The sequence below is a fragment of the Paraburkholderia sp. EG286A genome (assembly GCF_040965375.1).
Taxonomy (GTDB): Bacteria; Pseudomonadota; Gammaproteobacteria; order Burkholderiales; family Burkholderiaceae; genus Paraburkholderia.
In genome coordinates this window covers 1,138,172-1,163,686 of record NZ_JBFRCB010000001.1, presented here as the reverse complement: position 1 = coordinate 1,163,686, position 25,515 = coordinate 1,138,172, and the positions used below count along the sequence as shown (strand labels likewise).

Sequence of the window (25,515 nt, the reverse complement as noted above, 5' to 3'; positions counted from 1 at the left end):
TGCGGCCCGCGCGATCGTTGCGGGCGCCGCTGGCGCCACGTTACGCGAGCCGCGGCCTTCCATCAACCCGCGCTCGGGCGTCCGCGCCGGGCATCCGTGCGTACCGTGGCTAGCGCGTGCTGCTTGCGCAGGTTCTCCGTGGTGTCACCGCCGCCATCCGCGCGCCAGCCCGGCGGCAGGAAAACATAGCGCACGGCGGTCCAGAGGTTCTTCGCCAACACGACGTCGCGTGCGAGCGTCGCCCAGTGTTCCAGTTCGACGACGAACGGATTGCGCGAGCGCACGGGCGTCACGAGCCCGTAGCGGCAAGGCTCTTCGGCGCGCTCCGGCACATAGGTCCCGAACAGGCGGTCGAAAATGATCAGGACTCCGCCATAGTTCGCATCGAGATAATCGACGTTCGAGGCATGATGCACGCGGTGGTTGGACGGTGTGTTGAACACGTACTCGAGCCAGCCGAGCTTCGGGATCCACGTGTTGTGCAGCCAGAACTGGTAGAGCAGGTTGAGCGAGAGGATGGCGAGCACGACTTCGGGCCGCACGCCGAGCCACACGAGCGGCGCGAAGAACATGGCCGGGCCGGTGAGCTTGCCGGTCCACCCGAGCCGGTACGCAGACGAAAGCGTCAACTGGTTCGGCGAATGGTGCACGGCATGCGTGGCCCAGAAAAAGCGGATGCGGTGCGACGCGCGGTGATACCAGTAATAGCAGAATTCCTGGCCGATGAAGACCAGCAGCACGAGCGCAACCGTGTCGATATTCAGCGTGAAGAGGCGATGCTCCCACGCGAAATCCAGGATCGGCGCGGCGAGCGAAAGCGGCAGGAACGCGAGAAGCTTGCGGCCCGCGAGGTCGGCGAGCGAGAGCCAAACTTCAGACCAATCGAACGCGGCATCGCCCGCTGCTTCGCGGCGTTTCCTGAAGGTGAGCACGCACGCCTCGATCAGCGAGACGGCAACGACGAACAGCGTGACATAGAACGCGAGTTTTCCTGTGGTGAGCATGATGGATCGTGTGCAATAGGCGCGTCTTGCGCGGTGAAGAAAGACGCGTGTGGCACGCAGGAGTCGCGGCGGCGCGTCGGATGAAGGGCACTGTAGTGGCGCGCAGCGGGAAAAACCACGCGCAAAGTATGTCGGGGTATGTCACGCGCGCGGTGCGCGAAACACGCCGATACGCCTGCCGCGCCGCACGCGCGGGGCGGTCGCGCCAGAGGCCGCGCGACGTGTAACACCGTGACATGGTTTATGACGCGACTTGCGCCGGGCCCAGCCCTATAGTTCGTTCCGCTGACACGCCGCAGCGTGCCCCCCGAAACGAACCGCAAGGACCTCTGATGAAAACGCTCCCCCTCGTCGTCGCCGCGCTCATCGGCTTCGCCAGTGCCCCCGCCTTCGCCGGCTGGTCCGGTCACGGTACGGCGTACACGCCGCACGGCACGTACAACGGCGCGCACTACGGTTCCTGCAGCGGCGGCACCTGCTCGCATGCGGGCGGCGTGGCCGGTCCCTGGGGCGGCGTCGCCACCAACAGCGGCTCCGTCACCCGCACCGCGCCGGGCCAGTTCAGCAACAGCGGCACGGCCTACGGCCCGAACGGCCGCTCGGTCCAGCACTCGGGCGATACGAGCTGCGCGGGCGGCACCTGCTCGCACACCGGCTCGCTCAACGGATCGGATGGCGGCAGCGCGAGCACCTCGGGCAGCGTGACGCGCACGGCGCCGGGCCAGTACTCGTCGACGGGCACGGTCACGACGGGCAACGGCAACACCTACGGGCACTCGGCGTCCACGAGCTGCGCGGGCAGCACGTGCAATCGCTCGGGCACCGTCACCGGTACGCAGGGCGGCAGCGTCTACCACTCGGGCAGCGCCACGGGCGTCGGAACCGGCGTGGTGACCACGGGCGGCGGCACGACCGTCGTCCATGGCGGCACGGTGACCACCGGCAGCACGACCGTCGTGCAGGGCACGGTGTCGACCGCCGGCACGACGACGGTCGCCGTCGTGGGCGCCCCGGTCCCCGTGCCCGCGCCGGTCGTCGTCACGCCGCCGCCGCCCAGCACCACCGTGTATGTCGCCCCGCCGCCGCCCGCCCCCAAGACGGTGGTCGTCGCGCCCGCACCTGCACCGCAGACGGTTTATGTCGCGCCTCCCGCATCGAAGACCGTCTACGTCGCGCCGGCTGCACCCAAGGTCGTCTACGTGGCGCCGCCGGCACCCAAAGTCGTGTATGTGGGCCAGCCGCTGCCGCGCGCCGTGTACATCGCCCCGCGCCCCGCCGTGTGGATTCCCGGCCACTGGGTCGGCCGCGTGTGGGTCCCCGCCCACTGGGCCTGAACCATCACCGGCGGCTGCGCATTCGCATGACCCGCAGCCGCCCGCCTCATTCGCTTGATCAACCGGCCGTCGCGCTACGTCGGCCACCTCACGGAGAACACCATGAAGAAGATGATTGCTGCCCTCGTTTTGTGTATCGTTTCAGCAGCGGTTTGCGTGCCGGCATCGGCTCAGGCCTTGCCGGGCGGCTCAGGCGACAGCGCCCGCGTCGAACGCATGATGGCGCAGCTGCAAGGGCGCTTCGCCGCCGCGAACACGACGCACGACGGCAAGCTCACGCGCGAACAGGCGCAGGCGGGCATGCCGAAGGTCGCGCAGCACTTCGACGAAATCGACACGCAAAAGGCCGGCTTCGTCACCCTCGCGCAGATCGAGGACTTCATGCGAGCGCGCGCAGCAGCCCGATGAACGCCGGAGGCGTCACATGGAGCAGGCAAACAGGATCATCGTGCTCGACGACGAAGCCGAACTGCGCAACATGCTGCAGCGCTTTCTCACGAGCCAGGGTTTCGAGGTGCGCGCCGTCGCCGACGGCAAGCGCCTCGACCGCCTGCTCCAGCGCGAGCCCTACGACCTCCTCGTGCTCGATCTGATGATGGAGCCCGAAGACGGCCTCACGGTGTGCCGCCGCCTGCGCGCCGAAGGCCAGACGCTGCCGATCCTCATGCTCACCGCGAAGGGCGATGCCGCCGACAAGGTGATCGGCCTCGAAACCGGCGCCGACGACTATCTCGCCAAGCCGTTTCTCCCCGACGAGCTGGTCGCGCGCATTCGCGCCCTGCTGCGCCGCCAGAAGATGGCCTCGGGCGAACCCACGGTCACCTCGCAAATGCTCCGTTTCGGCGACTTTCAGTTCGACGTTGGCAAACAAACGCTCTACCGCGACGGCGCGCCCATCGAGGTCCACTCGGCGCAGATGCTGCTGCTTCACGCGCTCGGCTCGTCGCCGAACCGCGCCGTGAGCCGCGAGAATCTGCTCGCCCGCGCGCGCGGGCGCGACCACAGCGCGCTCGACCGCAGCGTGGACGTGCAGATCCTGCGCCTGCGCCAGATCGTCGAGGACGATCCCGCCAAGCCGCGCTTCATCAAGACCGTCTGGGGCATCGGCTACATGCTGGTAGCCGGCGTCGACTCGTAATGCGCTTGCGCCTGCCGCGCTCGCTGCTCTCGCGCAACATCGCGCTGCTGGTGGCGCTCGTCGCGCTCTCGCAGATCTGCTCGATCGCCGTGCTGCTGCACTTCGTGCAGCGCCCGCGCATCGAACGCGCCTCGATCATCTTCGCCGATTACGTCAAGCTGCTCGATACCACGCTCGCTTCCATGCCGCCCGACGAAGGGCGCGCGGCGGCCGCGCGGTTCGATGCGCGCCGTGTGGCGCCGCCGCAAGCGCCCGCCGAAACCCATCCGAGCCTCGTCGACTTTTTCCGCACCTGGCAGCGCGACGTGTTCGTCGAAGCGCTGCAAAGCCATCTGCCGCCCGAACTGCTGGTGCGCTGGGACGCGAGCCACGACGAGACCGCACCCGCAGCGGATGGCGAAGGCGCGCAGGAGCGCCTGTGGATCCGCCTTCACGCAGCAGGCGAACCGGTCTGGATCGCCCTGCCGGTCACCGCCGACGCGCGCGCGAGCGGCATCACCACGGCGTTGATCCTCTCCGCCGCGCTCGCGCTGCTCGCCGCACTCACCGGCTACCTGTTGCAGCGCCACATCAACCGGCCGCTGCGCAAGCTCGCGCGCGCGGCGCGCCGCGTGAGTGCCGGCGAAACGCCGCCGCCGCTGCCGACCGACGGCCCGACCGAAATCGCCCAGGTGAGCCGCGCCTTCAACCAGATGACCGAAGCGCTGAAGCAGGCCGAGGCCACGCGCGCGCTGATGCTGGCCGGCGTCTCGCATGACATCCGCACGCCGCTCACGAAACTGCGTCTCGCGATCGCGATGGCGCTGCCGCGCGGCAGCAACGATGCGCTCGTGGCCTCGTCCGAGAGCTATCTGGACCAGATCGACACGATCCTCCAGCAGTTCATGGACTACGCCGGCAGCGGCGAGCGCGAAGCGCCGCAAGCGGGCGACCTCAACGCGCTCGCGGGCCAGCTCGTCGCCGACTTCGCAGGGCTCGGCCATGAATTCGATTTCGACGAGGGCGAGTTGCCCGTATTCGCGTTCCGGCCGATCGCCGTTATGCGTCTGCTGATGAATCTCATGCAGAACGCCGTGAACTACGGACGCACAGGTCTGACGATTCGCACGTGGCGCGACGGCGACGCCGCCTGCGTGATCGTTGCCGACCGCGGCAACGGCATCCGCGCCGAGGAACTGGAGCGCCTCAAATCGCCCTTCAGCCGCGGCGCGAACGCCCGTACGCATTCGGGCGGCTCGGGCCTCGGGCTTGCCATCGTCGAGCGGATCGCGCGGCTGCACGGCGGCTCGCTCACGTTCCGCGACCGCGAAGGCGGCGGCCTCGAAGCCGTCGTACGCCTGCCGCTGAACCGTCCCTCATCGAGCCAGAACGGCGCGCCGCCGGCCGCGCATGCGTGACATGACTCGACATAATTTGCGCGTGGATTTCACGCGCCCTTCCCCCCATACTTGCGCCTGAGCCTGAGCAACGGAGCAGAACAAACCGGAGCCCAGACGCCGAAGCACCATAGTCGATAGTTCGCCATCCTGAATGATTTGCGAGTATCGGCAACGAGACACTCTTTCAGGCAAAAGGACATCGACATGCAAACGATCATCAACTTCCTCGTCAACAAGGCCAAGCGCGTCGCGGGCGCCACGTTCCTCGCGGGCGCGCTGTTCGCAAGCGGCTGCGCATCGGCAGCGCCTGTCGTGCAGACCAACGGGCCGCTCCCGCAACTGCACGCCGACGTCGTCTACGTCTACACGTTCGACGCCGCCGCCGACCAGGTGAAGCTCGACAGCACCGGCATGCTGAATAGGCTCAAGACGATGACGAGCGGCGAGTCGTCGGCGCAGCAGCAACAGCAGGCCGCTCTGAAAACGCGCGAACATCTCGCCGATCAACTCGTGAGCGAACTTCAGAAAATGGGCCTGCCCGCCGTGCGCATGGACGGTCCCGCGCCCGCCGGCCGCAACGCGCTGATCGTGGAAGGCCGCATCGACACGATGGATGCGGGCAGCAGCCGCCGCCGCATGCTGATCGGTCTGGGCGCGGGCAAGAGCGAAGTGGGCGCGACGATCGCGGTGCTGTTCCAGCCCGCCAACGGCGGCGAACCGCAACCGCTCCTGAGCTTCCAGACGAAGGCCGATAGCGGCCATATGCCTGGCATGGCCGAGACGGCGGGCGTGGGCGCGGCGGCCGGCCATGTGGCGACGGCGGCGGTGGTGGGCGGCGGTCTGCACGGCGCCTCGGAGGCGAAGCGCGACACGCTCTCGTCGGATGCCGGCAAGCTGGCCCGCTCGATCGCGAAGGAAATCACGCAGATCAGCACGCAGAACGGCTGGATGACAACAACGACGAAGAGCTAATACGGGGGAGCGCGCAACGCAGCGCTGCGCGAGAGTTCATGCCCTTTCCGGCGACGGTTCGATACCGTCGCCGTCTTTTTGCTTATTGGGCTTGCGGCTCGCTCAGCGCCTGCGGCTCACGATAGCGCGCGAACTTCGACGTATGGCCGATCCCCGGATTGAAGCAGTTGCACGGATCGAGCGTCTCGTAGAACGACTTCAGCGCAGGCTTCGCATCGTAGAGATGGCCGACGTTGTGCTCAGCGGGATATTCGGCGCCGCGCGCGTCGAGCAGCTTCCACATCTCGTGTTCCAGTGCGAGGCAGTCATTGCCCTTGCGCACGATGTAGTCCTGATGAAACACATGGCAAAAGAAATGCCCGTAATAGAGCTTGATCGCGATGGGCTTTTCCACCGCCTCGGGCAGTTGCTCGAACCAGTCGCGATCGTTGCGGCGCAGCGCGATATCGAGCGCGACGATATCCTCCACTTCGTCGCCATGCACCGCGCGATAGCGCACCGCCGCGCCCGCCGCCGCGAAACGATGGAGAAACGCCTTGCTGCCCTCTTCGTCGGTGCATTCGAAAAAGTCGCCGCTCGCCACGCCGAAAAACGTGTTCAGGTAAGCACGCGTTTCGTCCACCATATCGGCCGATACCTTGAGCATCAAATGATGTTCGTAGCGCTGTCGGTAGTCCTTGAGCCGCGCGGGCAGATGGCCAGGAAAGCACCGGCTCACGGCCTGCGCCACGCGGTCCGTGAAATGCGCGGGAAAGAACGGCAGCCGCTCGAACAACGCGTCGCAGCGGCTCTTGAAGGCGAACAGCGCGGGCAGGCGCCGCGTACCGAGATGCTGGATCAGGAGGAACATGTCCTTGCCGTAGCGCTCGGCGATATCGAAGGCGTCCCGATGGATGTATTCGCCCGCGATCGGCAGCTTCGAGAACTTGCCGAGCATGTCGCGGCGCAGGTCGGTCAGCTCAGCTGTTTCGTTCGTGCCGATGTAGAACACCTTCGCACCGCGCTCGATGGGAAACGTGTCGAGCCGCACCGCGAACACCATGACCTTGCCCGCCGAACCCGCCGCTTCGTGCAAACGAAGCGGGTCGGCGTTGTAGCGCGCAGGCGTGTCCGCTTCGATGTCGCGCACGTGATCCGCGTAACGGTGGTCGGAAGCCGCGCCCGCGTCGTGGAGGATATCGGCTTCGGGCAGCTCGCCGCGATCGAGGCGGCCGAGCACCGCTTCCGGCGTCTCGCCAAGCCGGATGCCGAGATGATTCACGAGCGTAAGACGCCCCTCTGCATCGACCTGTGCAAACACGGACATTTCCGTATAGGCCGGGCCGCGCCGCACGAGCGAGCCGCCCGAGTTGTTGCACACGCCGCCCACGACCGATGCGCCCAGACATGAGGAGCCAATGACCGAATGCGGTTCGCGCCCGAGCGGCTTGAGCGTCTGCTCCAGCTGGTCGAGCGTCGAGCCCGGCAGGCAGACCACCTGCTTGCCGCCATCGATCACGTAGACCTTGCGCATGCGCGTCATGCTCACGATCACGACCTCGCGGTCGTAGTCGTTGCCGTCGGGCGTGGAGCCGCCCGTGAGGCCCGTGTTCGAAGCCTGCGAGATGACGATCGCGTTCGCGGCCACGCAAGCCTGCAGCACCCGCCACTGCTCGACGAGCGTGCCGGGCCGCACGACCGCCGCCACCTTCCCTTCGCCAAAGCGAAAACCCTTGCGGTAGCGCCGCGTGGCTTCGGCGCCGGTCAGCACGTGCTGGCGGCCGACGACGGCGCGCAACGACGCGACAAGCGGCTCGCGAACGGCGCTTGGGTGCGTGATGGACATGCGAACGGCTCCTGCGGAAAACGATGATCGCGGAAGGATAGAACCCGCGATCCATTACGTCCAATATCGCGACTACGCACGATCAAGACGAAAAAGATATGGATCGACCCTTGAACCCGCCGAATCAGCCCTGCGGCGCATGTCGCGACGCATCGCGCACGATGCGCACGAAGTTCTGCACCGTGGGCGCCTTTTCGCGCGGACGGTGCACGAGCGCGATGGTCGTGTGCAGCGAGCCTCCCTTGAGATCGTGGTAGGTCACGCCCTTGGCCTGGATCTGCCGCATCGAAGAAGGAATGAGCGTGACGCCGAAGCCCGCCGCCGCCATGTTGACGGTCGAGGAAATCTGCGGCGATTCCATGCTGATCACGGGATTGAAGCCCGCCGCGTGGCACGCGCTGATGATCGAGTCGTAGAGATCGGGGCCGATCGGGCGTGGGAAGAGGATCAGCGGGTCGCCCGCGAGATCGCCGAGATCGAGGCGGCGGCGGCGCGCGAGGCGATGGCGCGGCGGCAGCACGGCGAGGACGTCTTCTTCCACGAGCGCCTGCGTGGCGAGGCCGCGGCAATCGAGCGGCAGGCGCACGAAAGCGGCATCGACCTTCGCTTCGCTCACGCGTTCCAGCAGCACCGAACTGTTGCTCTCCTCGCACCCGATCACGACACCCGGATACGCGCTGCGAAAGCGCTGCAGCACGGTCGCAACGAGCGGATGAAACACCGTGGAACCCGCGAAGCCGAGCACGAGCCTCCCGCTCTCGCCTCGCCCCGCGTTTTGCGCCTCGGCGAGCGCCAGATCCGCGTCGTCGATGAGGCGTTGCGCGCGCTCGCGAAAGAGCCGCCCGGCCTCGGTCAACTCCACGCGCCGCGAGTGGCGAATGAAGAGCCGCGTGCCGATTTCCTTTTCGAGCTTGAGGATCTGCTGGCTGAGCGGCGGCTGCGCCATGCCGAGAAAGGCGGCCGCCTCGCTGAAATGCAGATACTCCGCGACGGCGAGAAAGTAGCGTAGTTGCCGGAATTCCATATCGTTTTCGTCTTGATGCGACCGGTGGATTGTGAACCCGCTATGCACGCGCGTCCAACCCGACAGTAGGACGCGTGCGCAACCGGTATGCGTCAAGACGGCGCCGGCCTAAAAATCAGCCAAGGCCCATGCGCGTCTCGTCGACGAAGTTCTCTGTGGCGTCGTCGATCTTGCGGCCCTTGCGGCCGGTGGGACCATGAATGTAGACGGTTTTCATATCGACCTGCGTCGCCCCGCTCATGCCGGGCGGCGGCGTCATCTCGTAGTGGACCTCGCGCGCGTGGTCGGCCATCTGCAGGCGCGGATTGAACACCGAGTTGAAGCGCCACAGCATGCGCACGAAATTGGTCTGGCCATGCAACAGCAGGTGCGTGGCCTGCCCCGCCGCGCCGCGCAGCGCGGTCCAGCCCATGTGCTTGCGATTGAGCACCTGCTGCGTGCGCACGAGTTCCGCATAGAACTCGGGCAGCGGAAGCTTCGTCGGCACGACGGCGTGCTGGATGTCATAAAGACGATAGTCGAGGCTCGTGAGGCGCCGCGCCTCGCGCTGCCAGTTCTCCGTGCCCGGATACGGCGTATTCACGCTGATATTGACGATCTCGGGAATCTCCAGGCACCACTGGCGGATCGTCTCAAAGCGTTCGCGGTCCCAGTCCGGATCGGCGATCAGATTGATCGCGACGGTAATCCCCAACGAACGCGCAAACTCGAGCGCCTCGAAATTGCGGTCGAGGCTGATCCGTTTGCGAAACGCCTTGAGCCCCTCCTCGTCGATCGCCTCCAGACCGAGGAACATGTACTTCAGGCCAATGGACTGCCACAGGCGGAACACGTCCTTGTTGCGCAGAAGCACGTCGCCACGCGTTTCCAGGTAGTAGCGCTTGTCGATGCCACGCCGCTTGATCGCCTCGCCGATCGCCATGCCGTGTTCGGCGTGCACGAACGCCACATCGTCGACGATGAACACGCCCGGCTCGCGCAGCGACGCCAGTTCGTCCACGACGACTTCGGGGCTGCGCGTGCGGTAGCTGCGTCCGTAGAACGTCCATGCGCTGCAGAACGTGCAGTCCCACGGGCAGCCACGCGCGAACTCGATGGATGCGCAAGGATCGAGCGTGCCGATGAAATACTTGCGGCGATGGCGCAGCAGGTCGCGCGCGGGCCGCACCGGATCGAGATTCTCGACGAAGCCCGGCGGCGGCCCCGATCCGTGGCTCGTGAGGACGCCGGGCACCGCGAGCAGGTCGGTGCCGCGCGACACCGCTTCGAGCAGTTCGTTGACCGAAGCTTCGCCCTCGCCGCGCAGCACGCAATCGATCGCGCCTTCGGCATGGCGCAGCAGATCGTGCGCGGTGAACGACACGCTGTGGCCCCCGACGAAGACGAAACACGAGGGCAGCGCGGCCTTCACGGCCTTCGACAGGTCGATGATCTCGGGAATGTTGGCCAGATAGTTGCCCGAGAAGCAGAGCGCCTCGGGCTGCCAGTCACGCACCATGCGCATGAGGTCGCGGTGTGTCTCGACCTGCAGATCGAGCAGGCGCACGTCATGACCCGCATCGCGCGCCGTGCCGGCCACGGATTCGAGACCCAGCGGCTCGAGCCGCAGGAACACGCGCGTGTACATCAGTCCGCTCGGGTGGACAGCAAGCAATTTCATGAAGCCTCCTTGCGAAGGGCCGCCGCTTCGCGAGAGTCTACGCGCGTTGGCGGATCGCTGCGCCGCGGCGTGTCTCGCGCAGGAACGATGTTCAGAAACTGCCGAACAGCGAACCGAGCACGATCACCACGCCGAGCGCGATGAGCGCGCCGACGATGCTCACCACCACGAGGTCGCGGTAGCTTTCGCGATGCGTCGAGCCGCACACGGCCAGCAGCGTGACGACGGCGCCGTTGTGCGGCAGGCTGTCGAGCGTGCCCGACGACATCACGGCCACGCGGTGCAGCAACGCGGGATCGATGCCATGCTGGGCGGCGAGCTGCATGTAGGTGCCGCCGAGCGCATCGAGCGCGATGGTCAAGCCGCCCGAGGCCGAACCCGTGAGCCCGGCGAGCAGGTTCGTGGCCACGGCGAGCGAGACGAGCGGGCCGCCGCCGATGCCGAGCACCCAGTCGCGCACGGCCTCGAACGCGGGCAATGCGGCGATCACGGCGCCGTAGCCCACGAGGCTGCCGACGCTCAGCACCGGCAACACCGACGCGTTGGCGCCCGCGTCGACGCTTTCGCGCAGCGTGCCGAGCCGCCCGCGATTGAGCGCCACCAGCACGATGATGCCGAGCGCCAGCGCAACCGAGACACCCCACACGCCCGCCACCGCCGAAAGCGTGGTCGAACCCCAGCGCGGTTCGGCGAGATACGAGGCGTCGATGCGCGGAAACACCACGACGTTCATCACGAAGTTCATCCCCACGACGACCACGAGCGGCGCGAGTGCGACGAAGGGCGACGGCGGCCCGGCATGGTCCGGCACAGCCGCGCCGCCGATCTCGGCGGGATCGAAGGCTTGCGCGAGGCTCGCGCGCTCGCGCACGAGCGAGGACTTGCCGCGCTCTTCGTCATCGGCTCCGCCGTTGTCGGGCTCGACGAAGCCCTCGCCGTTGCGCCGCGCCGCCGCCGCCGCGCGCCCGAGCCACCAGAGGCCGAAGCCCGCCATCACGAGGCTCGCGATCACGCCGAGGCCCGGCGCCGCAAACGGCGTCGTGCCGAAGAACGGCATCGGAATGGCGTTTTGCAGCGCGGGCGTGCCGGGCAGCGCCGACATCGTGAAGGTCGCCGTGCCGAGCATGATCGTAGCGGGCATCAGTCGGCGCGGGAGATCGGCGGAGCGAAACAGCGCCTGCGCCATGGGGGCGAGCACGAAGAACGCGACGAACAGGCTCACGCCGCCATAGGTGACGAGCGCGCCGCCCAGTACCACCGCCACGAGCGCGTGGCGCGTGCCGAGCTTGTCGATCATGAGGCGCGCCACGGCATCGACCGAGCCGCTGTCTTCCATCAGCTTGCCGAACAGCGAGCCGAGCAGGAAGAGCGGAAAGAACTGGGCGAGAAAGCGGCCCGTGCTCGACATGAATGTTTGCGTCCAATGCGCGAGCACCGGCTCGCCGGAAATGAGCGCGGCCAGCATGGCGCACAGCGGCGCGAGCAGCAGCACGCTCCAGCCGCGATACGCGAGCCAGATCAGCAGCGCGAGACTCGCGAGCATGCCCCCGAGGCCGATAACGAGCGTGCCCGCGCTCATTGCAGCACCCCTTCGAGCAGCGCTTCGAAATTGAACGTGGAAGCCTCGCCGATCTGCGCACCGTGCTGCGCGAGAAATTCATCGGCGGTGCGGCGGCCTTCGTCGCGCAGCATCGTGATGAACGACCACTCGGCGTTGAGCTTCGACGACGAGCCCAGCGTGACGAGCTTCGCGCTATGCACGCGGTGCAGCCGCATATGCGCCCAGCGGCGGCCCTCCTCGCTGCCTGCGTCGGCAACCTTGTGCAGCAGCGCCATCATGCGCAGCTCCTTGATTAGCGGCGAGTTGAACGCGATCTCGTTCACGCGGTTGATGATGTCGCGCGCCGAGCGCGGCGTGCCCGCGCGTTCCACGGGGTTCACCTGCACGAGGATCGTGTCGTCCGAATCGGTCTCGCGAATCAGCGGCGTAATCGTGGGATTGCCCGCGTAACCGCCGTCCCAGTAGGGTTCGCCGTCTATCTCGACGGCCTGGAACAGCGTGGGCAGGCAGGCCGACGCGAGCAGCGCGTCGGGCGTGACGTCGGCATTGCGGAACACGCGCGCCTGGCCGTTCGAAACGCGCGTGGCCGTGACGAAGAGTTTGATGCGCGAGCGGCGCAACGCGTCGAAGTCGATCGTGTCGGCAAGGATCGTGCGCAACGGGTTCACCCGCCCCGGATTCAGGTCATACGGGGAGACGACGCGCGCCATCATGTCGAGCGCGACGAACACGGGCGAATGATCGAGCGTCCAGCGCCCGAGCAGGATGTCGACGGGGCCGCGCCGGAACGGGCTGTAGCGCGCGGCGTCGGCCACGCGACGCCAGAAGCGTTCGAGCGCCTCACGCGCGCCGGCCGCGCCGCCCAGCGCATGGCCGCTCGCGAGCACGGCGGCGTTCATCGCACCCGCCGAGGTGCCGGAAATACCTTCGATCTGCAGCCACGGCTCTTCGAGCAGGCGATCCAGCACGCCCCATGTGTATGCGCCATGCGAGCCGCCGCCTTGCAGCGCGAGATCGACGAGCAAGGGTTCGGTGCGGGTCGTGCGGGTTGACGTCTCGGCTTCGGCAGGCATTGCGGCTCCGTTCCAGACAGACCACGGGCGAGATTACAGGAAAAGCGCAAATGGCCGCACGAGAATGACGCAGCGCGCAATCTGGTTCAACGGCGCCGGAATTGCGCTGCTGCCGCCACGCGGCGGGCCGGTCGCAGCGGCGCACCAGGGCGTTTGGTAGACTGGTTCTCCCGTCACGCTTTCCCGCCTTGCCGTGTCGAATCTCCATCCGCTGCGGGGGCCGCTTTCACTCTCGGGCCCGCTTCCCGAACTGCTCGCCGAAATCCGCGCCTGCCATGCCTGCGCCGACGCGCTGCCGCTCGGGCCGCGCCCTGTGCTGCAGGCGAGCGACACGGCAAGCCTGCTGATCGTCGGCCAGGCGCCGGGCGCGAAGGTCCACGCCTCGGGCGTGCCGTGGGACGACGCGAGCGGCAAACGGCTGCGCACGTGGCTCGGCATCGACAGCGAAACGTTCTATGACGCCGCCCAGGTCGCGCTCGTGCCGATGGGCTTTTGCTACCCCGGCCGCGGCAGCGGCGGAGACAACCCGCCGCGCCCGGAATGCGCCCCGCTATGGCACGCGCGGCTCGTCGAGCAGTTGCGCGGCGTGCGCCTGACCCTGCTCGTCGGCCAGTATGCCCAGCGCTATTTTCTCGGCAGCGAGCGCCGCGGCTCGCTCACCGAAACGGTGGCGGCCTGGCGCGACTACGCACCCAATTTCGTGCCGCTGCCGCATCCGTCGCCACGCAATCAGGCGTGGTTCAAGCGCCACCCGTGGTTCGAACACGAGGTCCTGCCCGCGCTGCAGGAGCGCGTGCAAGCGCTGCTGGCACCCGGGGGCCGCCACGCGCAAACCACTAACAAGGAGCCGACGATGACGAAACCGGCAATCGATATCCAGCGTGTCTACGAACCGCTGCCCGGGGACGGACACCACTGCTATCTGGTGGACCGGCTGTGGCCGCGCGGCCTGAGCAAGGAAAAACTCGCGAACGTGGAATGGCTGAAGGAGGTGGCGCCGAGCACCGAATTGCGCCAATGGTTCCACAAGGACCCGGAGCAGTGGACCGAATTCAAAAAGCGCTATCTGGCCGAGCTGAACGCCAATCCCGACGCCTGGCGTCCGCTCGCCGACGCGGCCGCGAACGGGCACATCACCCTGCTCTATGGCTCCCATGACACCCAGCGCAATCACGCGATCGTGCTGCGCGAGTATCTGGCGAAGCACGTAAAGCACAAATGAGCGGACGGCGCGCAGGCGCCGTCCGTTTCACGCTCGACGCTCAGAAGAGATACATCCCCGCGACGAATACCACGCCCGAGAACAGCAGCGTAGTCACGCAGTAACCCATGATGTCGCGCACGCCGAGGCCTGCGATCGCGAGCGCGGGCAGCGCCCAGAACGGCTGCGCCATGTTGGTCCACGCCTCGCCGTAAGCGATCGCCATCGCCGACTTGCCGAGGTCCGCGCCCAGCGCCTGCGCCGCCGGCATCACGAACGGCCCCTGCACGACCCAGTGGCCACCGCCCGAAGGCACCGCGAAGTTGATCACCGCCGAGCTGAGAAATACGAGCAGCGGAAACGTGTGTACGTTCGCGATATCGACGAACCACTTCGTGATGACGCCCGCGAGACCCGAGTGGTCCATGAGCGCCTGAATGCCCGCGTAGAACGGGAACTGGATCATGATGCCCGAGGCGCCCTTCGCGGCACCTGCCACGGCGCGTGCGTAGGCCATCGGCGTTTTGTGCAGCACGAGGCCCGCGGCGAGGAACACGAGGTTCACGGTGTCGATGTCGAGCGCGAAGCCCTTGGTGTGAAACCGGAAGCCGAGAAACACGAAGCACAGCGCCGCCACCAGCAGCGAAAGCCCCCGGCTTTCCTCGATGCGCTCGGCGAAGGTCGCGTCGGGGCCGAGCTTGCGCTCGACGCTCGGCGGATCTTCGAGCAGCGCGGGGTCGACCGAGACGACATCTTCGGGCTTCGGCATCATGAGACGCACGAGGATAGGCAGCAGCACGATCAGTCCGATCGTGATGAACGCGTTATAGCCCGTGAAGATGGTCTGCGAGACCGGGATCAGGCCGACGGCCTTTTCCATGGGATTGCCCTTCGTGGCCGCGACGAGCGGCACCGAGCCGGAAAGGCCGCCGTGCCACGTGAGAAAGCCCATGTACGCGGCGGCAACGAGCAGCCGGTAGTCCGCGCCGCGCACTCGCCGCGCCACTTCGCGCGAGAACATCGCGCCAAGCACGAGGCCGAAGCCCCAGTTGATCGCGCAGGCAATCGCACCCACGAATGCAACCAGCATCACGCCCTGGGCCGGCGTGCGCGCGCAACTCGCCAGCGCGACCAGCATGCGCTTGACCGGGCCGGAGCTGGCGAGTGCGTGGCCGGTCACGAGAATCAGGACCATCTGCATCGCGAACGCGAGCAGGTTCCAGAAGCCCGAACCCCACATCAAGACGAGCGCTTCGGGCCGCTGCGGCGTGAGCGCGAACGCCAGCACGAACGTCACGACGGTGAGGAGGATGGCGAAGATGAGCGGATCCGGCAGGATCCGATGCACTACGCCGGTAAAGAATTGGGAAATACGCTGAATCACGGTGGTCTGCTCCTCGTCTGCTGATACGGAACCGGTCGCCTGTTTTCTTCTTTGCGAACCGAGGCCGCGATTTTTGCACAGCGCGGCACAATGCGTGTGCCACGCCGGCAATTGGCCGAATGTGCGCCGAACGCGCGCCTGACCGGTGATTGTGCGCCCCCACGAAATAAGCCGTTACATGCTTGGGCGCGCCCTAAAAGTCTTATCTGCTACCGTTATGGTTGCTATCTCAATAAATGTCCGGGTGATTCCACCCAGCTGGAGGCAGCAATGCGCAAGCAGTTTCTCGGTGTCGTGCTCGCCGCGCTAGCCGGCCTGTTCGCGGCTTCGCCGCCCGCGCACGCCCAGTCGCAGGCATTCACGAATCAGACCGTGAACATCTACGCAGGACCTGCGGCCGACTTCCCTATCGTCGCCCAGATTCCGGGTGGCGTGGCGGTAACGGTATGGGGCTGCGTCGCCGGCTTCAGCTGGTGCGACATCGGCTTTCCGGGCCTGCGCGGCTGGGTCTACGGCACCTTCATCAGCTATCCGTGGCAAGGACAGCGCGTGCCGGTGATGAACTATGGCCCGCGCATCGGTCTGCCCATCGTGACGTTCTCGCTCGGCGCGTACTGGGGCATGCACTACCGCGACCGGCCCTGGTACTCCAATCAATCGCGCTGGTCGCGCCATCCAGGGCCGCGGCCCGTGCCGCCGCCGCCCGTGCGGCCGCGTCCGCCCGTCGGTCGTCCGCCCAGCGGCGCACGGCCGCCTAACCAGGGCGGCGGGAATCGTCCGCCGAACAACAATGCCGGCCAGGGCAACCGGCCACCCGGCGCAGGCCCCGGCAACAACAACGCGCGGCCACCCGGTCAAGGCAACGCGCGGCCGCCGGGACAAGGGAATGCCCGTCCACCTGGACAAGGCAATGCTCGTCCGCCTGGGCAAGGCGGTGGCCGGCCGCAGGGGCAAGGCGGCGGGCGGCCGTCCGGCGGCGGGAGTAATCGACCACAGGGCGGTGGTGGTGGCGGCCCGGGCGGCGGTGGCGGGCCTGGTGGTGGTGGCGGTGGCGGTGGTGGCGGTGGTGGCGGTGGTGGCGGTGGTGGCGGGCCTGGCGGTGGCGGCGGGCCTGGTGGTGGCGGTGGCGGCGGCCGTCCGCCTCAAGGTAGTTAACGTCGCGACTCGCGCGCGGGCAAGTCCATGCCAACCCACGGCAAGCCCGCGCCGGCCACATCACCATCGCTCAGAACCGGTAGCCGATACCACCCAGGATCACGTCCGTATCGCGGCTATAGCGCGTGACCACGCGGTTCCACGTGACGCGCGCAGCCCAGTGCTGCGTGAAGCGATAGGACGCCGAGACGGAGACGAGTCCCGAGAGAATCCCGTCGCCGGTATCACGCTCGTCGGGATGCTCACCGTGATGGATCGCCGCGTAGAGGCCCGCGCCGAACCCGAGCGTGAGACGCTCGTCGAAGAACGCGCGCGTGAGCCAGAGCTGCGCGGTCGCGCCATCGCGACGCGCCGAGATGCCATTGCCCTCGTGCAGATACCCCACCGTCGCGTCGAGAAAGGAATTGATGCCGCGCCGGTACTCGATTGCCTCGGCCGCCGATGTCTGCGATTCGAGGCTGTTGAGGATCGTCTCGCCCGCCATCAGCGTGATCTCGTTGTTCGTCACCTTCTGCGTGCGCGGCAACGCGAAATCGCGCGGGCCGGGCGTGTCGGGCGCGTCGAGCTGATAGCCCACGCCCAGCATGAGCGATGTCGTCGATGGGCCGCGCGACACCTGCACGCGGTTGAGCTGCAGGTTCGCCGTCCAGCGATGCGTGGAGTACCACGTGGCGCGCGCACTGTAGAGCACGCCCCAGCCGTGCGTATCGGACCAGCCCTGGCCCTGCGACGCGGCCTCGGTATCGAAATAGCGATACGGCCCGACACCCAGCGCGAACACGAAGCGGCGCTGCGCGAGCGGCAAACGCGCCCACGCCTGGATCGCCTGGCCGTCGCGGTGATGGTTCGGAATATGGCCTTCGTTCAACCACGCAATGCTGCCGGCAAAATACTGGCCGAAACCCTCCGTGTAATCCATTTGCCACGAATAGGTGTGATCGGCGCCGCTTTTGAGCGGCCCTGTGTAGAGCGTGAATTCCTGCGCACAAACCGACCCCGAAGCCATGGCGAGCGCGCTGCCGACAACACCGGCTGCGGCTAGCGACGTGATGTTTTTCATTGCGTGCGTTGGCCTTGCGGTTGGGATGACGTGACTCGCTGCAAGGAAAACGTATGCAACGGAACGCGGAGCATACCGCGCCGTGACATTTTTTGTGTGAACCCACTCTTTCAATTAATTACGGGATGACGCAGAACAAACTTCCGATATTTATTTCGCCATCCTAATTACATGAATAAAAAAGAAACGCCGCACAAAAAGTGCGGCGTTTTCCTGCAGTCAGCTTCGCGCTCGGCGCAATATCAGCGCACGTGATGGCAGACGCGCTCAGCGTGATGGTGAACGTGCTCGACGTGGCACACTTCGTGGTGGTACGGTTGGGCGACGGCGGCGAGCGGCGCGAACAGCGCGGCGCAGGAAATCAGGGCGAACAGGCGGACAGCGGGCTTGGTAACGGCGGTCATGACTCGGCTCTTGCGTGTGAAAACAGCGTGGGTGGGAATCAAAAGCCAGCACTGTATCGCAGAGTGTTCCGCAGCGTATTACACGGATGTAACGGGCGTAGCGCTCGATGAAACGCTCTTGACACGCCTTGCTGCGCAGGACCGGGGCACGGCGGCCGCTCACATAGTGGGCTCGCCACCCTCGTCGTGTGTGAGGCGCCGCAGCAGTTCGCGACCTCGGGTGGTGAGGCGCAGCGTGGGGTCGCCGGCCGCCTCGTCCATTTCGACGAGACGATAGCGCTGCAGCGCCAGGAAATCGGAATCGAGCATCTGAATCGGCGCGTCCGCATCACGGATCAGCAGCAAGGTCGCTAGTTCGTGGTGACTGAGCATCAGGTCTCTCCAGTTGTTGGCCTGAATCGAAGCGTAAGCACCGATTCCAGCCACCTGCCCGAAAAGCAATCGACCGAAGGGCCGTGGGCTTGAGTCATCCCAGCATAGCGAGTCAATCGTACAGTTTCGCTACAGTCGTGTTTCGCTGTGTTACGCGCCGGTGTCTGAAGCAAGAAAGCGGCGCGCAGCTGCACGATATGCAGTCTGCGCGCCGCCCGCTCAACGCCTCTTGAGCCTTAGTTGATTTCGAGGCGCTTACTGGCGCCTGCGGCCCGCTTCGGTAGCGTCAGCGTCAGCACGCCATCCTTGTATTGCGCGCTCGCCTTTGCATCGTCGATTTCCGCAGCGAGCGTGAACGCGCGGCTCACGCTGCCCGCATAACGCTCGCGACGCACCACGCGCTCACCTTCCTTCAGCTCGCTGCCGCGCTCGACTTTCGCGGCAATCGACACGAGATTGCCATCGATTTTCACGTCGATATCTTTCCGGTCGACGCCGGGCATTTCGGCCTTCACCGTGAAACCGGCCTCGTCTTCCGTCACGTCGATGCGGATACTCGCCGCTTGCCCTTCCACACCGCTCGTGGCACGCAACGGCCGGAACAGCCCGTGAAACAGATCGGGCACACTTTCCATCGAAAACGGATCGTAACGCGAGATAGTGCTCATTGATGCCTCCATGGGCTGAACGATTTTCGTGTCGATGCAACGACGACGTTGCATCGGATTCCTAAATTCACTGTCAGATGGCGCAGATGCACGACTTCTCTGCGGCCAACGACGGAGAATCGCCGGCAACGAAGCGCGCCGCTCGCGCGGCGCGGTCGCTGCCGCTGACCGTTCCAACATGAAGGCGCCTCGCGTGTTTGCAAGCCCCTTTTTTTGCCGCACGCGAAATATTTTGCATCGCCGCGCGGCGCGTCATTGCATATGCATGCCGCCGTTGATCGCGATATCGGCGCCGGTGATGAACGCCGCGTCGTCCGAGCAGAGGAACGCCACCAGTGCCGCAACCTCGTTCGGCTGGCCGAGACGGCCTACCGGAATCTGCGGGAGGATGCGCGCGTCCAGCACGTCTTGCGGCACGGCTTCCACCATTTGCGTGGCGAGATAGCCCGGCGACACGGTGTTCACCGTCACGCCCTTCTTCGCCACTTCCAGTGCGAGCGCCTTCGTGAAGCCATGCATGCCCGCCTTCGCCGCCGAATAGTTGGTCTGGCCGAAAGCGCCGCGCGAGCCGTTGACCGAGCCGATATTGATGATGCGCCCGAAGCCGCGCGCGATCATGCCGGGCAGGAACGGCTTCGTCACGTTGAAGAGCGCGTCGAGATCGGTGCGCATCACCGAATCCCAATCGGCTTTCGACATCTTCACGAAGCTGCGGTCGCACGTAATGCCCGCGTTGTTGATGAGCACGTCCACCTGGCCGAGATCGTCGAGTGCCTGCTGCGCCGCACGCTCGCAGGCGTCGCAGTCGGCGACGTTCATCTGGTGGCAGCCGAAGTCGCGGCCCGCCGCGCGTTCGGCGGCAAGCCAGGCATCGGCGCGCGTGTTCGCCGCCGAGCACGAGACGGCGACGGTCATGCCCGCGTCGTGCAGGCGCCGGCTGATCGCCTCGCCGAGTCCGCCCATGCCGCCCGTGACGAAAGCAACGCGCTTAGTGGCCATGCTGGCCTCCTCCCGCGCTCGCGCCCTGCGCACGGCCTGCGCCCGCCGCCTTGCCCGGATGCGCGGCGCCATTGGCGGCGCTGCTCATCGCGCGCTCGAAGGCGTTCATCCACTCGCGCATCGGCAACGCGCCCGGCACCCTGGAAGCGCTGGCTTGCGCACCCGCGCAGGCCTCCTGCCACTGCTGCGTGAAGTCGCGTGCACTGTCGGACCACGTGCTCGCGCCCTGCATCGCCGCCGCGACGCCCTCTTGCCAGAGCGTGGTGCTCGCGCCGAGATAGTCGCGCCAGACCGATTGCGTGGCGACCGCGAAATCGGTCCAGTCGCGCGCGGTGCGCAGCGATTCGAGCAGGCCTTCGACCGCCTCGCGGTCGCGCGCGATGCGGCGCTGCTCCAGCTTCAACATCTGCTCGCGCCACTGCTGCTGCCCGGCGAGCAAGCGCAGCGCGGCCGACGTGTTGGTACGGTAAGTGTCGAATGAGGCGCCCATCGCGTTGCCGAGCGAGGCGGCGTCGAATGAGGGATGGGAAGCGGTTGCCATGGTCAATCTCCTCCTTATGTAGCTTTCGCCCGGCGCGGCCGGATGCGTTTGCTGCCAAAGGGACCGCTGTGGACCGCGACGGGACGCGGGCTGCGGCGAGCGAAATAAAAGCGCTTCACGCGCGACGATGGGGAACGGGATGCTTCGGAGTGCCGTGTGTTCGCAAGACAGCCGGCTCAAGCCAACATCATAGGCAGTAAGACGGGCTCCCGCGCGCCGAATGGGCGATTTGTCGCTTGATCGATGTCACATTTCGAGATAGCTGATGCGCAGCGAGTCAAAACGAGGCTTGTCATTGCGGGTATTTCGCGACGGACTGTAAGGGCGGGAACGCTGCCCGGCCGATCGCGCCCTCGACGCGAACCGGCCGGTGGACCCGGGCGCCCCGGTCAGGCGGCCGGCACCTCTTCGGCGCGCACCAGCATCACCGGCCGGTCCGCCATGCGCAGGAACGATTCGGCCACGCTGCCGAGCAAGATGCGCTTCATGCCCGACAAGCCGCGCGTGCCCATCACGACGAGGTCCGCGCCGTCCTCGGCGGCAATGCGCGAGATCACCGCGGCGATCTCCTCGCCGCTCGAATCGGCTGCGCGCGTGGTGCCCGGCACCTGAGCCTGGGCGAACACCTGTTTTGCTTCTTCGAGCGCCGCCGTTGCTGCGTCGTTTTCCGCCGAGTGGCGCGCCTGTTCTTCGGCGAAGCCCGAACTCACGTCCACGAGCCGCGCCGGATGCCGCACGACACACAGCGCCTGAACGGCGCCGCCCGTCGCCTTCGCGATCTTCACGGCCTCATCGAGCGCGCGCCGGCCGCTGCGGCTGCCATCGACCGCTACCAGAATCTGCTTGTACATCATGGACCTCCCGGGCCTTGCCCATGTTGCGCACCGGCTCCCGGCGCGCGCTATCTAGATAAAGATCGTTGTAGCGCATTTGGGTACGGATGCGCGCCCCGGCCAGTGCGACCCGTTGTCTCTACTGCGTCGGCAGCGTGATCCACCCGACCGGCTCAGCGCATCGTCAACACCGCCGCGCCCGTGAGCCGTCCCTCGCGCAAATCGGCCAGCGCCTCGTTCGCGCGCGCGAGCGGGTACGGCGTGGTCTCGATTTCGAGCTTGTGCCGCGCGGCAATCGCCATGAAAGTCGTGCCGTCCTCGCGCGTGAGATTCGCCACCGAGACGATGCGCCGCTCTTCCCACAGCCATGCGTAAGGAAACGACGGAATGTCGCTCATGTGGATGCCGCCACACACGACCGTGCCGCCCTTCGTCAGCGCCCGCAGCGCGGCGGGCACGAGCGCGCCGACCGGCGCGAACAGCAGTGCCGCGTCGAGTTCCTCAGGCGCGCGCTCGTCGCTGCCGCCCGCCCACGTCGCACCGAGGCGCCGCGCGAACTGCTGCGCCGCCGCATCGCCCGGACGCGTGAACGCGTAGACCGTGCGCCCCTGGTGGCGGGCGACCTGCGCGACGATATGCGCCGCCGCACCGAAGCCGTAGATGCCGATGCGCCGTGCATCGCCCGCCATCGCGAGCGAGCGATAGCCGATGAGTCCCGCGCAGAGGAGCGGCGCGGCCTCGACGTCGCTGTACTGGCGCGGCAGATGGAAGCAGTAGCGGGCGTCGGCGACGGTGCGCGTGGCATAGCCGCCGTCGATCGTGTAGCCCGTGAAGCCGGGCGCGTCGCAGAGATTCTCGCGCCCGTCGGCGCAGAAACGGCAATGGCCGCAGGTGTGGCCGAGCCACGGCACGCCCACGCGGTCGCCGGGCGCGAAACCCGTCACGCCGGCCCCGAGCGCCGCGACCGTGCCGACGATCTCGTGGCCGGGAATGAGCGGCTTTTTCGGCTGAGCGAGATCGCCGTCCACGACGTGCAGGTCGGTGCGGCACACGCCGCACGCGCGCACGTCGATCAGCAGTTCGCCCGCGCCCGGCACCGGATCGGGTAGATCGGCTTCGCTCAGCCGCGGATTCTCGCCGTCGAACAGCATTGCCCGCATCGCTTTCCTCCTCGCCAGAACGCGGCAGACGCGCCGCATCGATCACCATAAAACCATGTTATGCAATCGGACCGCGGGCTGTCGTGCATTGCGCGCTGCGGCGCAGCTATCGCGATGCGACTCGCCGCCACAGGACATCCACGCGTGGCGTGCCGCGCGATCGTGGCACCATAAGACGAATCCCACAGGACACGAGGGCCGCCGCCCGGCCTCGCGCGCGGAGTCCGTCCGCCGTGCGGGCCGCACGCTCGCGCCACGCGCGCCGCCGCGTCGCGCACGCAGTCCGCCTCGGTCCGCCTTCCGCCGCCGCGCAACCGGAGCCCCGCATGAACGCCACCGACACCCCTGCCTACCCGCCGCTCTCCGACGACCTGCTGCGCCGCATGGACGCCTGGTGGCGCGCGGCCAACTATCTCTCGGTTGGCCAGATTTATCTGCTCGCCAATCCGCTGTTGCGCGAGCCGCTGCAGCTCGCGCACGTGAAGCCGCGCCTGCTCGGCCACTGGGGCACCACGCCGGGCCTGAACTTTCTGTACACGCACCTGAACCGCATCATCAACGCGCGCGATCTCGATGTGCTGTTTCTCGCGGGGCCGGGCCACGGCGGCCCCGCTGTCGTCGCGAACACCTGGCTCGAAGGCACCTACAGCGAAACCTGGCCGAACGTGCCGCTCGACGCCGAGGGCATGGCCGTGCTCTTCAAGCAGTTCAGTTTTCCGGGCGGCATCCCGAGCCACGTCGCACCGCAAACGCCGGGGTCGATCCACGAAGGCGGCGAACTCGGCTACGCGCTCTCGCACGCCTACGGCGCGGTGTTCGACAACCCGGATCTGATCGTCGCCTGCGTGGTGGGCGACGGCGAAGCCGAAACCGGCCCGCTCGCCACTGCCTGGCACTCGAACAAGTTCCTCAATCCCGCCACCGACGGCGCGGTGCTGCCCATCCTCCATCTGAACGGCTACAAGATCGCGGGGCCGACCGTGCTCGCGCGCATAGGCGACGACGAACTCGCCTCGCTGATGAAGGGCTACGGCCACGAGCCGATTTTCGTGGAGGCCGAGGAACCCGACGTGGCGCATCGCCTGATGGCCGCCGCGCTCGACACCGCGTTCGACGACATCGCGCGCATCCAGAAGACTGCGCGCGAACTCGCGGACGAACACGGCAACCTGCCGCCCGGCTATGTGCGCCCGCGCTGGCCGATGATCGTCATGCGCACGCCCAAGGGCTGGACGGGCCCGAAGACCGTGGATGGCCAGAAGACCGAAGGCTCGTGGCGCTCGCACCAGGTGCCGCTCGCCAACATTTCGAAGCCGGGACATCTCGCGCTGCTGGAAGGCTGGATGCGCGGCTACAAGCCCGAGGAACTGTTCGACGCGCAAGGCCGCCTCGTGCCCGACATCGCCGCGCTCGCGCCGCAAGGCGAAAAGCGCATGAGCGCGAACCCGCGTTCGAACGGCGGCGGCCGCGTGCGCGAGTTGCGCGTGCCGCCCTTCGAGCACCACGCCGTGGCGGTGCCCGCACCCGGTCAGGTGGACGCCGAAGCTACGCGCGTGATGGGCGCGTTCCTGCGCGAAGTGATGCGCGTGAACGACGCCACCCGCAACTTCCGCATCTTCGGCCCCGACGAAACCGCGTCGAACCGCTGGAGCGACGTATTCGATGTGACGTCGCGCACGTGGCTCGCGGAAGTCACACCCGACGACGTCCAGCTCGCCACCAACGGCCGCGTGATGGAAATCCTCTCCGAGCACACCTGTCAGGGCTGGCTGGAAGGCTATCTGCTCACGGGCCGCCACGGTTTCATGTCGTGCTACGAGGCGTTCATCCACATCATCGATTCGATGTTCAACCAGCATGCAAAGTGGCTGCAGGTGATCCGCGAGATTCCGTGGCGGCGGCCGCTGCCCTCGCTCAACTATCTGCTCACCTCGCACGTGTGGCGCCAGGACCATAACGGCTTCAGCCATCAGGACCCGGGCTTCATCGACTATGCGGTGAACAAGAAGTCGGACACGGTGCGCGTGTATCTGCCGCCGGACGCCAACACGCTGCTCGCCGTGACGGACCACGTGCTGCGCACCTGGAACCGCATCAACATCATCGTGGCGGGCAAGCAGCCGCAGGCGCAATGGCTCGACATGGACGCCGCCATTCGCCACTGCGCGGACGGTATCGGCATCTGGCAATGGGCGAGCAACGACGACGACGGTGAGCCCGACGTGGTGATGGCCTGCGCCGGCGACGTCCCGACCATGGAGACGCTGGCCGCCGTGGATCTGCTGCGCACCTGCCTGCCCGACCTGAAGATCCGCGTGGTGAACGTGGTGGACCTGATGACGCTCCAACCCGCCGACCGTCACCCGCACGGTCTGCCCGACGCCGATTTCAACGCGCTCTTCACGACCGACAAGCCGGTGATCTTCGCGCACCACAGCTATCCGACACTGATCCACAAGCTCACCTACCGGCGCGCCAATCACGCGAACATTCACGTGCACGGCTTCATCGAGGAAGGCACGACGACTACGCCGTTCGACATGACGGTGCTCAACCGGCTCGACCGCTTTCACCTGTGCGAAGCCGTGATCGACCGCGTGGACGGACTCGCGCAGCGCGCGGCGCACCTGCGCCAGACGCTGCACGACAAGCTGGCCGCGCACCGCCGCTACGTGGACGAGTACGGCGACGACATGCCCGAAATCCGTAACTGGCGCTGGCCGGCGGCGCGCGGCGCGCAGGGTTCGGGCGAAACGGCGTAGTTGCGC

The 25,515-nt window shown here is 66.9% G+C and carries 23 protein-coding genes and 1 pseudogene; 9 read left to right on the top strand and 15 right to left on the bottom strand.

The genetic code is table 11. The annotated features are described in order from the left end of the window. Positions 1-62: 62 nt before the first annotated feature. The gene (locus AB4Y35_RS05220; protein ID WP_368703587.1) at positions 63-1,004 is read right to left on the bottom strand and encodes a sterol desaturase family protein; all 942 of its coding nucleotides are present in this window, start codon (positions 1,002-1,004) and stop codon (positions 63-65) included. A gap of 332 nt (positions 1,005-1,336) precedes the next feature. Here AB4Y35_RS05220 and AB4Y35_RS05215 point away from each other — a divergent pair, with 332 nt between their 5' ends. The 5 genes from AB4Y35_RS05215 to AB4Y35_RS05195 all read left to right on the top strand — a co-directional run bounded on the left by AB4Y35_RS05215 (position 1,337) and on the right by AB4Y35_RS05195 (position 5,827). Beyond that, entirely contained in the window at positions 1,337-2,338 is a 1,002-nt protein-coding gene (locus tag AB4Y35_RS05215; RefSeq protein ID WP_368703586.1) for a hypothetical protein, read from the top strand. Between the two features lie 102 nt (positions 2,339-2,440). Beyond that, positions 2,441-2,746 carry a hypothetical protein gene (locus AB4Y35_RS05210; RefSeq protein ID WP_028203600.1) on the top strand — a complete coding sequence of 102 codons (306 nt, stop codon included), beginning with the start codon at positions 2,441-2,443 and terminating at the stop codon, positions 2,744-2,746. 16 nt (positions 2,747-2,762) lie between these two features. Continuing rightward, the gene (locus AB4Y35_RS05205) at positions 2,763-3,476 is read left to right on the top strand and encodes a response regulator (RefSeq protein ID WP_368703585.1); all 714 of its coding nucleotides are present in this window, start codon (positions 2,763-2,765) and stop codon (positions 3,474-3,476) included. Continuing rightward, positions 3,476-4,873: an ATP-binding protein gene (locus AB4Y35_RS05200; RefSeq protein WP_368703584.1), complete on the top strand. Its 1,398-nt coding sequence runs from the start codon at positions 3,476-3,478 to the stop codon at positions 4,871-4,873. The genes AB4Y35_RS05205 and AB4Y35_RS05200 overlap by 1 nt, the downstream gene beginning before the upstream one ends. Positions 4,874-5,059: 186 nt before the next feature. Next, positions 5,060-5,827, top strand: a complete 768-nt coding sequence (locus AB4Y35_RS05195; RefSeq protein WP_368703583.1) for a DUF4410 domain-containing protein — start codon at positions 5,060-5,062, stop codon at positions 5,825-5,827. Positions 5,828-5,909: 82 nt separating this feature from the next. On the opposite strand, the gene dld is transcribed toward AB4Y35_RS05195, so the two are convergent. The 5 genes from dld to AB4Y35_RS05170 all read right to left on the bottom strand — a co-directional run bounded on the left by dld (position 5,910) and on the right by AB4Y35_RS05170 (position 12,970). After that, the gene (gene dld, locus AB4Y35_RS05190) at positions 5,910-7,652 is read right to left on the bottom strand and encodes a D-lactate dehydrogenase (protein ID WP_368703582.1); all 1,743 of its coding nucleotides are present in this window, start codon (positions 7,650-7,652) and stop codon (positions 5,910-5,912) included. 124 nt (positions 7,653-7,776) lie between these two features. Continuing rightward, positions 7,777-8,676: a LysR substrate-binding domain-containing protein gene (locus AB4Y35_RS05185; protein ID WP_368703581.1), complete on the bottom strand. Its 900-nt coding sequence runs from the start codon at positions 8,674-8,676 to the stop codon at positions 7,777-7,779. A 115-nt stretch (positions 8,677-8,791) separates the two neighbouring features. Further along, complete coding sequence (gene hpnR / locus AB4Y35_RS05180; protein ID WP_368703580.1) at positions 8,792-10,336, bottom strand: hopanoid C-3 methylase HpnR; 1,545 nt, start codon at positions 10,334-10,336, stop codon at positions 8,792-8,794. 91 nt (positions 10,337-10,427) lie between these two features. Beyond that, positions 10,428-11,915 (bottom strand): GntP family permease, encoded by a 1,488-nt coding sequence (locus AB4Y35_RS05175; RefSeq protein WP_368703579.1) that lies wholly within the window; start codon positions 11,913-11,915, stop codon positions 10,428-10,430. Beyond that, on the bottom strand, positions 11,912-12,970 hold the full coding sequence (locus tag AB4Y35_RS05170) for a patatin-like phospholipase family protein (protein ID WP_368703578.1): 1,059 nt from the start codon (positions 12,968-12,970) through the stop codon (positions 11,912-11,914). The genes AB4Y35_RS05175 and AB4Y35_RS05170 overlap by 4 nt, the downstream gene beginning before the upstream one ends. Before the next feature lie 211 nt (positions 12,971-13,181). Between AB4Y35_RS05170 and AB4Y35_RS05165 the strand changes: the two are divergent. Further along, positions 13,182-13,781, top strand: a pseudogene (locus AB4Y35_RS05165) (uracil-DNA glycosylase family protein); the annotation flags it as partial. A gap of 42 nt (positions 13,782-13,823) precedes the next feature. After that, positions 13,824-14,192, top strand: a complete 369-nt coding sequence (locus AB4Y35_RS05160) for a DUF488 domain-containing protein (protein ID WP_368703858.1) — start codon at positions 13,824-13,826, stop codon at positions 14,190-14,192. Positions 14,193-14,232: 40 nt separating this feature from the next. Here AB4Y35_RS05160 and AB4Y35_RS05155 read toward each other — a convergent pair whose 3' ends face one another. Further along, positions 14,233-15,555 carry a TIGR00366 family protein gene (locus AB4Y35_RS05155; protein ID WP_368703577.1) on the bottom strand — a complete coding sequence of 441 codons (1,323 nt, stop codon included), beginning with the start codon at positions 15,553-15,555 and terminating at the stop codon, positions 14,233-14,235. Between the two features lie 270 nt (positions 15,556-15,825). On the opposite strand from AB4Y35_RS05155, the gene AB4Y35_RS05150 reads away from it, so the two are divergent. Next, a complete protein-coding gene (locus AB4Y35_RS05150; RefSeq protein WP_368703576.1) occupies positions 15,826-16,710 on the top strand; it encodes an SH3 domain-containing protein in 885 nt (294 codons plus the stop codon). A gap of 70 nt (positions 16,711-16,780) precedes the next feature. On the opposite strand, the gene AB4Y35_RS05145 is transcribed toward AB4Y35_RS05150, so the two are convergent. The 8 genes from AB4Y35_RS05145 to AB4Y35_RS05110 all read right to left on the bottom strand — a co-directional run bounded on the left by AB4Y35_RS05145 (position 16,781) and on the right by AB4Y35_RS05110 (position 22,747). After that, a complete protein-coding gene (locus tag AB4Y35_RS05145) occupies positions 16,781-17,770 on the bottom strand; it encodes a hypothetical protein (protein ID WP_368703575.1) in 990 nt (329 codons plus the stop codon). 242 nt (positions 17,771-18,012) lie between these two features. Continuing rightward, the gene (locus AB4Y35_RS05140; protein WP_368703574.1) at positions 18,013-18,174 is read right to left on the bottom strand and encodes a hypothetical protein; all 162 of its coding nucleotides are present in this window, start codon (positions 18,172-18,174) and stop codon (positions 18,013-18,015) included. 159 nt (positions 18,175-18,333) lie between these two features. Beyond that, positions 18,334-18,546, bottom strand: a complete 213-nt coding sequence (locus AB4Y35_RS05135) for a hypothetical protein (RefSeq protein WP_342920863.1) — start codon at positions 18,544-18,546, stop codon at positions 18,334-18,336. 236 nt (positions 18,547-18,782) lie between these two features. Continuing rightward, on the bottom strand, positions 18,783-19,214 hold the full coding sequence (locus AB4Y35_RS05130) for an Hsp20/alpha crystallin family protein (RefSeq protein ID WP_368703573.1): 432 nt from the start codon (positions 19,212-19,214) through the stop codon (positions 18,783-18,785). Positions 19,215-19,466: 252 nt separating this feature from the next. Next, positions 19,467-20,213: an acetoacetyl-CoA reductase gene (gene phbB, locus AB4Y35_RS05125; protein ID WP_368703572.1), complete on the bottom strand. Its 747-nt coding sequence runs from the start codon at positions 20,211-20,213 to the stop codon at positions 19,467-19,469. Further along, the gene (locus AB4Y35_RS05120) at positions 20,203-20,754 is read right to left on the bottom strand and encodes a hypothetical protein (protein WP_368703571.1); all 552 of its coding nucleotides are present in this window, start codon (positions 20,752-20,754) and stop codon (positions 20,203-20,205) included. The genes phbB and AB4Y35_RS05120 overlap by 11 nt, the downstream gene beginning before the upstream one ends. Before the next feature lie 389 nt (positions 20,755-21,143). Continuing rightward, entirely contained in the window at positions 21,144-21,605 is a 462-nt protein-coding gene (locus AB4Y35_RS05115; RefSeq protein ID WP_368703857.1) for a universal stress protein, read from the bottom strand. Between the two features lie 155 nt (positions 21,606-21,760). After that, positions 21,761-22,747, bottom strand: a complete 987-nt coding sequence (locus AB4Y35_RS05110) for a zinc-dependent alcohol dehydrogenase family protein (RefSeq protein WP_368703570.1) — start codon at positions 22,745-22,747, stop codon at positions 21,761-21,763. A gap of 326 nt (positions 22,748-23,073) precedes the next feature. On the opposite strand from AB4Y35_RS05110, the gene AB4Y35_RS05105 reads away from it, so the two are divergent. Next, positions 23,074-25,509, top strand: coding sequence for a phosphoketolase (locus tag AB4Y35_RS05105; protein WP_368703569.1), 2,436 nt, complete (start codon positions 23,074-23,076; stop codon positions 25,507-25,509). Positions 25,510-25,515: the final 6 nt, after the last annotated feature.

Coding starts and splice junctions, on each gene's coding strand:
- AB4Y35_RS05220 (WP_368703587.1), bottom strand. CDS start 1,004: ATGCTCACCACAGGAAAACTCGCGTTCTATGTCACGCTGTTCGTCGTT.
- AB4Y35_RS05215 (WP_368703586.1), top strand. CDS start 1,337: ATGAAAACGCTCCCCCTCGTCGTCGCCGCGCTCATCGGCTTCGCCAGT.
- AB4Y35_RS05210 (WP_028203600.1), top strand. CDS start 2,441: ATGAAGAAGATGATTGCTGCCCTCGTTTTGTGTATCGTTTCAGCAGCG.
- AB4Y35_RS05205 (WP_368703585.1), top strand. CDS start 2,763: ATGGAGCAGGCAAACAGGATCATCGTGCTCGACGACGAAGCCGAACTG.
- AB4Y35_RS05200 (WP_368703584.1), top strand. CDS start 3,476: ATGCGCTTGCGCCTGCCGCGCTCGCTGCTCTCGCGCAACATCGCGCTG.
- AB4Y35_RS05195 (WP_368703583.1), top strand. CDS start 5,060: ATGCAAACGATCATCAACTTCCTCGTCAACAAGGCCAAGCGCGTCGCG.
- dld (WP_368703582.1), bottom strand. CDS start 7,652: ATGTCCATCACGCACCCAAGCGCCGTTCGCGAGCCGCTTGTCGCGTCG.
- AB4Y35_RS05185 (WP_368703581.1), bottom strand. CDS start 8,676: ATGGAATTCCGGCAACTACGCTACTTTCTCGCCGTCGCGGAGTATCTG.
- hpnR (WP_368703580.1), bottom strand. CDS start 10,336: ATGAAATTGCTTGCTGTCCACCCGAGCGGACTGATGTACACGCGCGTG.
- AB4Y35_RS05175 (WP_368703579.1), bottom strand. CDS start 11,915: ATGAGCGCGGGCACGCTCGTTATCGGCCTCGGGGGCATGCTCGCGAGT.
- AB4Y35_RS05170 (WP_368703578.1), bottom strand. CDS start 12,970: ATGCCTGCCGAAGCCGAGACGTCAACCCGCACGACCCGCACCGAACCC.
- AB4Y35_RS05160 (WP_368703858.1), top strand. CDS start 13,824: ATGACGAAACCGGCAATCGATATCCAGCGTGTCTACGAACCGCTGCCC.
- AB4Y35_RS05150 (WP_368703576.1), top strand. CDS start 15,826: ATGCGCAAGCAGTTTCTCGGTGTCGTGCTCGCCGCGCTAGCCGGCCTG.
- AB4Y35_RS05145 (WP_368703575.1), bottom strand. CDS start 17,770: ATGAAAAACATCACGTCGCTAGCCGCAGCCGGTGTTGTCGGCAGCGCG.
- AB4Y35_RS05140 (WP_368703574.1), bottom strand. CDS start 18,174: ATGACCGCCGTTACCAAGCCCGCTGTCCGCCTGTTCGCCCTGATTTCC.
- AB4Y35_RS05135 (WP_342920863.1), bottom strand. CDS start 18,546: ATGCTCAGTCACCACGAACTAGCGACCTTGCTGCTGATCCGTGATGCG.
- AB4Y35_RS05130 (WP_368703573.1), bottom strand. CDS start 19,214: ATGAGCACTATCTCGCGTTACGATCCGTTTTCGATGGAAAGTGTGCCC.
- phbB (WP_368703572.1), bottom strand. CDS start 20,213: ATGGCCACTAAGCGCGTTGCTTTCGTCACGGGCGGCATGGGCGGACTC.
- AB4Y35_RS05120 (WP_368703571.1), bottom strand. CDS start 20,754: ATGGCAACCGCTTCCCATCCCTCATTCGACGCCGCCTCGCTCGGCAAC.
- AB4Y35_RS05115 (WP_368703857.1), bottom strand. CDS start 21,605: ATGTACAAGCAGATTCTGGTAGCGGTCGATGGCAGCCGCAGCGGCCGG.
- AB4Y35_RS05110 (WP_368703570.1), bottom strand. CDS start 22,747: ATGCGGGCAATGCTGTTCGACGGCGAGAATCCGCGGCTGAGCGAAGCC.
- AB4Y35_RS05105 (WP_368703569.1), top strand. CDS start 23,074: ATGAACGCCACCGACACCCCTGCCTACCCGCCGCTCTCCGACGACCTG.